Annotated in this window: 10 protein-coding genes; all 10 read right to left on the bottom strand. The window is 40.0% G+C overall.

The window, feature by feature from the left end:
- Positions 1–325: 325 nt before the first annotated feature.
- The 10 genes from lysS to HMPREF2961_RS09290 all read right to left on the bottom strand — a co-directional run bounded on the left by lysS (position 326) and on the right by HMPREF2961_RS09290 (position 11,238).
- The gene (lysS, locus tag HMPREF2961_RS09245; protein WP_002290948.1) at positions 326–1,822 is read right to left on the bottom strand and encodes a lysine--tRNA ligase; all 1,497 of its coding nucleotides are present in this window, start codon (positions 1,820–1,822) and stop codon (positions 326–328) included.
- Between the two features lie 110 nt (positions 1,823–1,932).
- The gene (dusB, locus tag HMPREF2961_RS09250; protein WP_002315909.1) at positions 1,933–2,937 is read right to left on the bottom strand and encodes a tRNA dihydrouridine synthase DusB; all 1,005 of its coding nucleotides are present in this window, start codon (positions 2,935–2,937) and stop codon (positions 1,933–1,935) included.
- Positions 2,938–3,825, bottom strand: coding sequence for an Hsp33 family molecular chaperone HslO (hslO, locus tag HMPREF2961_RS09255; protein WP_002310401.1), 888 nt, complete (start codon positions 3,823–3,825; stop codon positions 2,938–2,940).
- A 216-nt stretch (positions 3,826–4,041) separates the two neighbouring features.
- The gene (gene ftsH, locus HMPREF2961_RS09260) at positions 4,042–6,153 is read right to left on the bottom strand and encodes an ATP-dependent zinc metalloprotease FtsH (RefSeq protein WP_002290943.1); all 2,112 of its coding nucleotides are present in this window, start codon (positions 6,151–6,153) and stop codon (positions 4,042–4,044) included.
- 89 nt (positions 6,154–6,242) lie between these two features.
- Positions 6,243–6,788 (bottom strand): hypoxanthine phosphoribosyltransferase, encoded by a 546-nt coding sequence (gene hpt / locus HMPREF2961_RS09265; RefSeq protein WP_002287415.1) that lies wholly within the window; start codon positions 6,786–6,788, stop codon positions 6,243–6,245.
- Entirely contained in the window at positions 6,788–8,233 is a 1,446-nt protein-coding gene (tilS, locus tag HMPREF2961_RS09270) for a tRNA lysidine(34) synthetase TilS (RefSeq protein ID WP_002315908.1), read from the bottom strand. The genes hpt and tilS overlap by 1 nt, the downstream gene beginning before the upstream one ends.
- 120 nt (positions 8,234–8,353) lie before the next feature.
- On the bottom strand, positions 8,354–8,824 hold the full coding sequence (locus HMPREF2961_RS09275) for a S1 domain-containing RNA-binding protein (protein ID WP_002290937.1): 471 nt from the start codon (positions 8,822–8,824) through the stop codon (positions 8,354–8,356).
- Positions 8,825–8,869: 45 nt separating this feature from the next.
- Entirely contained in the window at positions 8,870–9,295 is a 426-nt protein-coding gene (locus HMPREF2961_RS09280) for an FtsB family cell division protein (protein WP_002287409.1), read from the bottom strand.
- 67 nt (positions 9,296–9,362) lie between these two features.
- Positions 9,363–9,632, bottom strand: coding sequence for an RNA-binding S4 domain-containing protein (locus HMPREF2961_RS09285; protein ID WP_002287407.1), 270 nt, complete (start codon positions 9,630–9,632; stop codon positions 9,363–9,365).
- A gap of 10 nt (positions 9,633–9,642) precedes the next feature.
- A complete protein-coding gene (locus HMPREF2961_RS09290) occupies positions 9,643–11,238 on the bottom strand; it encodes a putative polysaccharide biosynthesis protein (protein WP_083314221.1) in 1,596 nt (531 codons plus the stop codon).
- Position 11,239 lies beyond the last annotated feature (1 nt).

The raw sequence follows: 11,239 nt of genomic DNA on the forward strand, positions 1-11,239 counted from the left end.
TTCTTTTTTAACGACTCAGTTATCTTATCATGTCGTTAGCAACATGTCAATAACTTTTTTGTTATGTTTTTGAAGAAATATTTCCTTCTGTCTTTTGGACAAGTAATAATATACCAACTAAATTTATCTTGGTCAACGAATTTTTTGTATTTTTTCAAGTTTTTTTCAATAAGCGATTATTCATTACTTTTCTTTCTTTATCGTTCGCTTTCGGCTCCATTAATGTCTGCAATATTTGATAACAGCTTTTGAACATTCGTTGTTGTTTGTTGCTTTCTACATAGCAAAAGCTGCCTAAGGAGTCCCCTAGACAGCTTTTATTTGATTATCTCATTGTTGGGAATAGTAGAACGTCCCGAATGGATTGAGCGTCAGTTAGCAGCATCACTAATCTGTCAATCCCGATACCTAGACCACCAGTTGGCGGCATACCGTATTCTAATGCTTCCAAGAAGTCTTCGTCTACACCGTGAGCTTCATCGTTCCCTAGTTCACGTTCCTTTTCTTGTGCTTCAAATCGTTCTCTTTGATCAATTGGATCGTTTAGTTCTGTAAAGGCATTAGCAAATTCGCGTCCTACGATAAACAGTTCGAATCGGTCTGTGAATCGAGGATCTTCTGGATTTTTCTTCGCTAAAGGCGAAACTTCGACTGGATGTCCGTAAACAAATGTCGGTTGTGTCAACGTTTCTTCAACAAACGTTTCAAAGAATTCATTGATAACATGTCCGACTCCCATCGCTTCTGTTACTTCTACGTTATGCTTTTCAGCTAAGGCTAATGCTTCTTCCAATGTCATTTCTTTCCAGAAATCTACACCAGTTTGTTCTTTGATCGCATCTACCATATGGATACGTTTAAAGTCGCTTTCTAAGTCAACAGCTTGTCCATCATATGTGATTTTCGCTGTCCCTAGTACTTTTTGAGCTGCGTTACGGATAATACCTTCTGTCAGATTCATTACATCATTGAAATCAGTATATGCTGTGTATGCTTCTAACATCGTAAATTCTGGATTATGCGTAGTGTCAATCCCTTCATTACGGAAAACACGACCGATTTCATAAACTTTTTCCATTCCGCCGACAATTAGTCGTTTCAAATGAAGCTCCAACGCGATACGCAAATATAAATCAATATCCAGTGCATTATGGTGCGTGATGAACGGACGAGCAGCGGCTCCACCTGCCTCATTATGCAATACTGGCGTTTCTACTTCGATATAGCCATTGCCATCTAAATAACGACGGATCTCGCTGATAATTTGGCTTCGTTTCATAAATCGGTCAAAGCTTTCGCGATTACTGATCAAATCCAAGTAGCGTTGTCTGTAGCGTTGTTCAATATTCGTCAAGCCATGGTATTTATCTGGCAGTGGACGAAGTGCTTTTGACAAAATCGTGATTTCTGAAGCTTTGATAGAAACTTCGCCTGTGTCTGTTTTCATGATTTGTCCAGTTACACCAAAGAAATCTCCAAGGTCTGCATGTTTGAATACTTCATAGGCTTCATCACCTACTTGGTCTTTTCTCACATAAATTTGAATTTGGCCTTCACGATCTTGTAGATGCGCAAATCCAGCTTTTCCTTTTCCTCGGCGAGTCATCATACGACCAGCTACACTAGCGGTCAATCCCATCTCTGCTAGTTCTTCTTTTGTTCTTGGATCAAATAGTTCATGCAATTCTTCTGAGTTGTGTGTGCGTTCAAATCTTTTTCCAAATGGATCGATTCCATCTTCACGCAATTGTTCCATTTTTTGACGACGTACAAGCATTTGATCATTTAAATCTTCTACTTGATGTTGTTGTTCCTGTGTCACAAAAGTTCCTCCATTCTCATGTTAATCTCTTTCCTATAATGCCAATGAAACACAAAAAAAGCAAGCCGAACTTGGAATTTCGGCTTGAAAATTCACGAAAAACTTAGAAATCACAACGTTTGTTTCAATAGTACTTTTTCTGCTTTTTCTACAAATTGATCCAGCAGATCATTGATTTCTTGCTGATTTTCTGTCTGATTGATTGCTACTTTCACTTTTGCTGCTCGAGGAATCCCTTTTAAATAATAAGCCGCATGTGTTCTGAATTCTCTACATGCTATTTTTTCTCCTTTGAGATCTGCTAAGCGTTGTAAATGAAGTTTAGCTGTAGCAATCTTTTCGGCTGGTGTTGGCTCAGGAATCAGTTCTCCTGTTTCTAGATAATGCTGTGTACGATGAATCATCCATGGGTTTCCCAAAGCTGCCCGGCCAATCATCACACCGTCTGCACCAACATAATCAAGCATCCGTTTTGCATCTTCGGGTGTTTTGACATCCCCGTTCCCCATAAATGGGATGGTGAGATGTTTTTTTACTTCTTTTAATATTTCCCAATCTGCTTTTCCCTCATACATCTGAACCCGCGTACGCCCGTGCATAGCGATGGCACTTGCTCCAGCTGATTGTGCTGCTAATGCATTTTCTACAGCAAAGACGTGTTCTTCATCCCAACCGATACGCATCTTGACCGTTACAGGGATATCTACTGCTGAAGAAACAGCTTTAACCATTTCGTATACTTTCTCAGGATCTAAAAGCCACTTTGCCCCTGCTTCTGCTTTGATCACTTTGTTTACTGGACAGCCCATATTGATATCTATTATATCTGCAGCTGTGTTTTCTTCGACAAATTGAGCGGCTTCAACTAGGCTGTCTTTGTTCCCGCCAAATATCTGTAAACTTAATGGATGTTCTGTTTCTTCAATGTGGAGCATCTCTAAAGTTTTTTTGTTTCTGAAATGGATACCTTGGTCACTGATCATTTCACATACGACTAAGCCTGCACCAAATTCTTTGACAGTGACTCGAAATGCTGAATTTGTTATTCCAGCCATCGGCGCAACAACGACACGATTAGGGATTTCAACATTGCCGATTTTCCATTTATGTTCCACTTAAATTCCTCCTAAGGCTTCTTTCTTCAATCCAGCTAATTCTTCTTCACTATACTTGTATTTATTGTTACAGAAAGAGCATACCGCTTCTGCTCCATGATCTTCATCTATCATTGCTTGGATTTCTTCTGCACCTAGCGCGATAATTGCTTCTGCAAATTTTTCTTTCGAACAGTCACATTTGAATTGAACAGGCATTTTTTCTAAAACGTTCAGCTCTTCTGTATCAAGCAATCCCTTCAATATTTCTTCTGGTGTCTGTCCTTCATCTAAGAGAGTAGAGATTCTTGGTGTTGTTTTTAATTGTTCCTCAATCTTGCTGATTGTTTCTTCATCGGCACCTGGCATGATTTGAATCATGAATCCACCCGCTGTCTTGATACTGTCATCAGTATTGACCAGTACACTTAGTCCAACAGCTGAAGGGATTTGTTCTGAGATAGCGAGATAGTAAGTAAAATCTTCAGCGATTTCTCCAGAAACAATTGGCGTTTGTCCAGAAAAAGGTTCTTTTAATCCTAAATCTTTTGTGACAGTAAACATCCCTTGTGTCCCAACTGCTCCTCGCACATCGATTTTACCTTCACTATTCAAAGGAAGACTGAGATGCGGATTTTTGATGTAGCCTTTCACATCTCCCTTCCCATTTGCATCTACTACGATTCCCGCTGCTGGACCATCGCCTTGGATTCGAACAGTTAGTTTATCTTCTCCTTTAAGTGTTGCACCAAGCAGCAGACTGCCCACTAATGTTCGTCCTAAAGCAGCTGAGGACGTATGCCAAGTATCATGACGTCTTTGTGCCTCCGCTACGGTATTTGTTGCTTGAACGGCGTATGCTCGTACGAATCCGTCGTGAGCAAGTGCCTTAACTAGATAATCTTTCATTTGTTATGTACTCCTTTTTCCGTTTTTAAACTCATAGTGAATCATACTAGCAACTCCTGCTTTTTTCAACTTTGGAATGCTTCTTTTAAAAATAATTCAGAATCATCTAGAAAACAGGACATCATCCTATTTACATCTTAAATAAAGAAATCTCCCGAAAACCGGTTTTTGTTCCGGTTTTCGGGAGTCCTATCAGATCAATTGACCTATATTTTTTTATTTGTATCGATCGTCTGAATGATCATCTTCTGATTGTTGAGAATCTGAATCATGCTCTGCTTTATTTTCCTCATGCAGTTCATGTTTTGCTTCTTCAAAATCACGTTTTTCTTCTGCTTGTTTTTCAGCGTCTTTTTCTTCCAAAGCACGTTTTGCTTCTTCAAAAGTTTTCGCTTCTTTTTCGCTTGGATAATCATTTGACTCAGTACCTTCAGGCATCACACCGTGTTCGAATAACGATTTGATTGCTTTGGCATCCAATGTTTCGAATTCCAGAAGTTTTTCAGCAATCAATTTATGCTGTGCACGATGAGCTTCGATGATTTCATGAGCTTTGGCATGAGCTTCCATCAAAATCTTGCGTACTTCTTGATCAATTTCGAAAGCAACTTGTTCAGAGTAAGCTTTTGTTTGACCGTAGTCGCGGCCAACGAACACTTGATGATTGCCTTCATATTGAACGGGACCTAAACGATCGCTCATTCCATATTCTGTTACCATACTTCGTGCTAAAGCTGTCGCTTGTTCAAAGTCATTGGAGGCACCAGTTGATTGGACATTGAAGATGATTTCTTCAGCTGTACGTCCACCAAGCAAGCCTACGATTTGTTCAAACATATCTTCTTTTGTCATCAAGAACTGATCTTCTTTTGGCAAAGCGATCATATATCCACCGGCGCGTCCGCGAGGGATAATCGTTACTTTGTGGACGACCCGAGCGCGACTTAACACTAATCCGACAATCGTATGACCAGCTTCGTGATAAGCAACCATTTCGCGTTCTTTTTTGCTGATTACACGATCTTTTTTAGCTGGACCTGCAATCACGCGATCTTCCGCTTCATCGATATCAGAAGCATCGATTTTCTTTTTATTTCTTCTAGCAGCTACTAGCGCCGCTTCGTTCAAGACGTTTTCCAAATCTGCTCCGGCAAACCCTGGAGTCTGTTGAGCAACAACTTTCAAGTCAACATCATCGGCCATCGGTTTATTCCGTGCATGGACACGTAAGATTGCTTCACGTCCTTTTACATCTGGACGGCCAACTAAAATTTGACGGTCAAAACGTCCGGGACGTAGTAACGCTGGATCTAGTACGTCAGAACGGTTAGTTGCAGCAATGACGATTACTCCTTCATTTCCGTCGAAACCATCCATTTCTACAAGCAATTGGTTCAATGTTTGTTCACGTTCATCATGTCCGCCGCCCATACCGGCACCACGTTGACGACCTACTGCATCAATTTCATCGATGAAAATGATAGCCGGTGCGTTTTTCTTCGCTGTTTCAAACAAATCACGAACACGGCTTGCCCCGACACCGACAAACATTTCTACGAAATCAGAACCTGAGATCGAATAAAATGGTACGCCAGCTTCTCCGGCAACAGCTTTTGCTAACAAGGTTTTACCTGTTCCTGGAGGTCCTTCTAAAAGTACACCTGCCGGGATACGGGCACCTAATTCAACAAATCGGCGAGGATCTTTCAGAAATTCAACAACTTCAACTAGTTCTTGTTTTTCTTCTTCCGCACCCGCTACATCAGAAAAACGTACGCGATTAGCTTTTTTGTCTGCTTCTTTGGCTTTTGATTTACCAAAGTTCATGACACGGCCGCCACCGCCACCACCGCCGCCTTGTTGTCCCATCATCATGTAGAAGAAAAAGATGATGATCACGATCGGCAAGAAGCTAAGCAATAACGAAACCCATACGCCGCTGCTTGATTCTTCTTTTACTGTTGTAGCAACTTTGTTTTCTTTTGCCAGTTCTGTTACTTGGCTCAATGTTGTATCATTTGGCAAAATGATTGTTGTGAAATGGGTAGTAGTCGTATCTGTTGACCCCAAGATAGCTAACCCGCCGCTGTTAGCGACTGTCTGCTGTTCCTTGTATTCACCAGTGATCTTATATACACCATTTGCAGGCTGCACTTCAAACTCTTTGATTTTGCCTGCTTGTAGTTGTTCTGTGAATTTTGAGTACTCGATATCTGACGATCGCTGGCCGTTATTACCAAAAATGAAATAAACGACCATTACCATCGCTAAGATTACGAGGACATAATACAAGGCATTTTTCATCATGCCATTGTTCTTTTTGTTCATAGTTGCCCTCCCTAAGCGTCAATTTAATTTAACAGTTTTTTATCAATCCTGACCATTCTATTGTACCATAATTTAATTGAGATACAGCATTAATTTGATTGATAAACACTAGGTTTCAATACACCGATGTACGGAAGGTTACGATATGCTTCTGCATAATCCAAGCCATAACCGACAACAAATTCATTTGGTACGTTGAACCCAACATAATCTGCTTCGATGTTTACTACTCTTCCTTCGGGTTTGTCAAGTAATGTAACGATTTTGACTGATTTTGCTTTGCGGTATTTGAAAAGATCCACTAAATAAGCAAGTGTTCTTCCGCTGTCAATGATATCTTCAACGATCAACAGATCGCGACCTTCTACATTTGTATCCAAGTCTTTGACGATTTTTACTTCCCCTGACGAGACTGTTGCATTCCCGTAGCTTGAAACATCCATGAAATCCAATTCCAAATACGTATCGATAGAACGAACGATATCTGCCATGAATGGTACCGCTCCTTTTAAGACACCTACTACTAGGGGATTGGTGTTTTGGTAAATTTCTGTTAACTCTTTGCCTAGTTCTTTGCAACGAACTTGTATCTCTTCTTGTGAGATCAAAATTCTCTCAATATCCTTTTCCAACATCAGGTTCTCCTTCCAATTGCTTCTTTTTGATATTTGTAAAGAAGTATGTAGTGTATTTTATCAGTTTCTTCACGAATACTCAAATATGAAAAGGCAAAAGGTATCAAGCTATATATATTTCTTTTGGCATCTGTAATGATCCAAGCATGCTGCCTTTGTGAATTAGGTACTTTCTGATCGATAAAATATCTAGATACTTTTTTTGTAAGTTTCTCCGTTAATTGAATACGGTCTCCTGCTTTTCTTTTTTCGACATATAGTTGCACATCGGCGGGAACCCAAATGTCATGAGAAAACAGAGACCATGAATCTGTTGCTTTGATGTCCTCTGAATGTCCAGGTTTGACCAGACCAATCCATTCTGTTTCGTTCAACTGTATCCCTTGTTCTGGAATAAGCAACAAGCGCTGATCTTCTGTCTGAGCAGTGGCTTGTTTTTCTTTTTTAGCGAGTACAACAAAATGGTACTCTCTTTTCAGTACCCAGTTGCTGCCGATGCTAAGCTGCCATTGACTTTTTTTCTGTTGCCACTGCTCTAAAATCGATGTCATTTGCTGCTCTTTCAAAATGACCCCTGTTTCTGAGAATACTTTGTCGAAGAAGGAGTGGAAAAAATAGTATCGTTCCGCTTCTTCCATTTTTTCTATCATTTCTGCTGAAAATTGAAATCGATCCTTTAACTGTTCGACTTCCTTTTCGATTAACTGCCCCATACATTTTTGAATGACTTGGTCTGCCCATTGAATCTGTTGCGAAAACTGCTGAAAATGTCTCATCACCTGGGTGTTTTCTTGTTTTAACTGAGGAACAACCAAATGGCGAAGCCGATTTCTTTGGACATCTAATAATTGGTTCGTCTGATCCTCAAAGTAAACAAGCTGTGATTCTGCTGCATAAGCATATAATTCTTCTTTACTGAAACTCAGCAATGGACGAACAAGCCTGCCCGTAGCAAATGGTTGTACTTCTTTGATTCCAGAAAAAGTACTTAACTGTCCTCCACGAATGATTTTCATCAACACCGTCTCGATTTGATCATCTCCATGATGAGCAGTCATCAACGTATCATATTGTTCTTCTTCCATCACGCGAGTGAATGCTTGATAACGAAAGTTACGGGCTGCTGTTTCTATGGCCGTTTTGGCCGGATCTTCCCAAACACTTACATATAAAGGGAGATTCTTCTTTTCACAATATGAGCGAAGATAAGCAGCTTCTTCTGCTGATTCTTCTCTCAATTGGTGATTGATATGGACGACGCCCAAAGAAAAACCGATTTGGCGTTGCGCTTGCAAAAGCAAATGGAGCAAAACCATCGAATCAACCCCACCTGATACCGCTGCTAAAATCCTTGATTCTTTTTGCCAGAATCTTTGTTCATTCCCGTGCCGAATAAATGACTGCTGCAATAGCGGTACTTTTTTACCGTCTTTTTCAACGCTCATTCTTTCCACACCCTTTCTTCCTAAAAAAAAGAGAGCGGGAAAACGTCTAAAACGACAATTAACCTGCCCTCTGTTGATACTCTGACTAAAATAGTCGCATCATCATTATTTTCAGCTTTATTAGCTGCGGCGTCCGCCACGACCACCGCGTTTTCCTTCTGTGTTTCGCTTCAATGAAGATAAGCGGTCATCGCTATCTTTCAAAAATGAACTCATCAATGAATCGAAGTCTTCTTTTTGAGCTGAAGGCTGACTGCGAGAAAAAGATTTTTTCTGTGCTGGACGATTGCGGTTGTCACGGGAATCTTTTTGTTGAAATTTTTTAGGACGGCTTTCTTCTCCAGATTCTACAGGTTGTTCCTGCGCTTTGCGGATAGATAGTCCGATTTTCCCATCATCATTTACTGAAATAACTTTGACTGTTACTTCATCTCCTACACTTAAAACATCATGGATGTCTTTTACATATCCATTTGACACTTCGCTAATATGAACTAGACCCGTTTTTCCAGCACCTAGATCAATAAACGCACCAAAATTTGTAATTCCTGATACTTTTCCTTGCAGTTTTGCTCCTACCTCGATTGACATAAAAAAAATGTTCCTCCTAATTATTTCCCTTTTTTATATTCCTGCTTATTTTGCAGTTGTAGAACTAGTTGATTGATCTGTTTCATTTGTCGAGCTGTCTGTATTTGATTCTAATATAGGATAAACTTTTTCACCGTCTTTTGAGTAAAAGAATTTACTTCTGGCAAGTTTAGCTACATATTCATCATCTTTCAGCAATGAAACATCTTGGTGCAGCTGATCAACGTCTGCGTTGACTTCTTTCATTTCAGTATTTGCTTCGACTCTCAATTCGTTCAATTGATGCATCCTTTGCATATCATGGAAAATCTGCACACCTATTATCGCGAAAATGACCAAAGCACCAACAAAAATTGCAGCCAGTCTGCGTCTTCGAAAAATCAGTTGTCGTTGTTGTTGCTGAAATTCAGCATACTTTTTCTTTGCATATTCCGTATCTAGCGCAGCGATTTTATTGCTTTTTTTCGTCACTTGGATTCGCTCCAATCTTTTTTGATTGTCTTTCTCATTATACCAATATCATGAAAGCTTGTCTAATCTATTTCTCTAGTGTTTCTGTGCGATTTTCAGAAATAATTTCGTACATTTTTTGTGCATCTTCTTTTTTGGTCGATTCATGTAATTCCGTAATTTTCACTTCCAATGTTTTGTTGCCGAACTGGACTTTCAAAATGTCGCCTACTTTGACGTCACTGGAAGATTTCGCCAATTTTCCGTTGATTTGGATCCTTCCTTTATCAGCCACTTCTTTTGCTACTGATCGTCTTTTGATGATTCGGGATATTTTTAAAAATTTGTCTAATCGCATATCTTATTCCTCACTTTTTGATTTTTTTGTTTAATCGTAGAATTTTCTTACCAAATGGCAACATGAGCCACTCTCTTACTGTAAACAGACGGAGACGAATCACTGCATAAATGAACACAGATGCGCCAACCCCAACGCCTATCACACTGACAAAAAAAGCAGTGGAACGATGAGTTACAGGACCAAACACTATATTCAATACACCATAATACAGCAGCAGGACTGCTGTCATACAAAGAAGGCTGATAATCAACTTCCGCCCAAAATGTCGTTCTTTCCAAAAAGCATTTAGCTCTTTTGTTTCGATTCGGACAAAATACCAAAGCGTCACACCTAATCCTAAAAGGGTAGACAGGCTTGCTCCGGCTGTTCCTAATAAACCAGTTAGAAAAGAAGTAGTCAATCCTTTTACCAAGAGTCCCCATCCTGCTCCTTTTAAAGAAGGGCGAAAAGAGTTCTTGCTTTGAGCAATACTTTGATAGGCTTGGATGACTGCAGTAAAAGCAATGGAAAAAACAAACAATACAAGCGCTGCATTTCCTGCATAATCTTTAAACAACGCATAATTGATATAAGGAAGCAGTAAGGCTAATCCCAAAGATGCAGCTAATGCCAAAGCGGTCGTCAATCTAAGATAGATTTTGGCTGTCTGCAAAAACTGACGATAGATCCGATTGGTCAAATGACGGGTCAATGCAGGCAGAAATGTCGCACTTAATGCGGTGGCAATCACTAAACCTAATTGAACCAAAGGCTGCCCTCGGTCATAGACCCCTTTTGCTATCTTCGCACCATATTCCGATAGACCGTAAACTTCCAAAGCATTTTTTACAAAGAAAGAGTCGATCAGCTGAAAAAAGATGAGTAATCCGCTATAAATCGAAACCAGACCGCCTTCTACTAGAAAGCGTCGGATCAAAGATTTTGGTGGCTGTTTGAATAATGGGAACCGGCGGAAGCTTAATACTCCTCCATGAATCTTTTGTTCATAGTAGTGAAGGATTCCATATGCGCATAACCCGCCAAAAACGGCTCCACTCATCGCTGCCGTCCCTGTTTGGTACACCGTCCATCCGAGCTTTCTAAAAGCAAATGCACTACAGACGATTACAGAAACACGAACGAACTGCTCAACTACTTGAGAAACTGCCGTTGGTTCCATCAAAAATCTTCCTTGAAAATTCCCTCGATAAAAAGATAAACCAGGCATCAGCAAAAAGGTAAAAGAAACTACTTGGATCAGTGGTTTCAATTGTATATCCCCCATCATCCAAGCAATCCAACTGCTAAATGAAAAGACAAACAGCCACAGAAAGACGCCTGTCCAAAACACCAAGGGATAAAGACTTTGCAAAGCTTGCTTTCGCTCGAAAGGATTCTTTCTTTCTGCAATGTACTTTGATATGAACTGCGGAAGACCTGATAAAGCTAAAGTCATTGCTATACCATAAATTGGATAAACTTGCTGATAAACATAAAAACCTTCGTCGCCGACTAAGTTTTGGAGGGGAATTCGGTAAAGGGCACTTAATACTTTTGCTATGAAAGAAGCAATCGTCAGTACAAATGCTCCTTGCATGACGCGCCGCATTTCTTTATGATCCAAA

The organism is Enterococcus sp. HMSC076E04, from assembly GCF_001814285.1.
GTDB lineage: Bacteria > Bacillota > Bacilli > Lactobacillales > Enterococcaceae > Enterococcus_B > Enterococcus_B lactis.

Excerpts from the sequence above, each read along its gene's own strand:
- hslO (WP_002310401.1), bottom strand. The coding sequence starts at position 3,825 with ATGAAAGATTATCTAGTTAAGGCACTTGCTCACGACGGATTCGTACGA.
- ftsH (WP_002290943.1), bottom strand. The coding sequence starts at position 6,153 with ATGAACAAAAAGAACAATGGCATGATGAAAAATGCCTTGTATTATGTC.
- hpt (WP_002287415.1), bottom strand. The coding sequence starts at position 6,788 with ATGTTGGAAAAGGATATTGAGAGAATTTTGATCTCACAAGAAGAGATA.
- tilS (WP_002315908.1), bottom strand. The coding sequence starts at position 8,233 with ATGAGCGTTGAAAAAGACGGTAAAAAAGTACCGCTATTGCAGCAGTCA.
- HMPREF2961_RS09275 (WP_002290937.1), bottom strand. The coding sequence starts at position 8,824 with ATGTCAATCGAGGTAGGAGCAAAACTGCAAGGAAAAGTATCAGGAATT.
- HMPREF2961_RS09285 (WP_002287407.1), bottom strand. The coding sequence starts at position 9,632 with ATGCGATTAGACAAATTTTTAAAAATATCCCGAATCATCAAAAGACGA.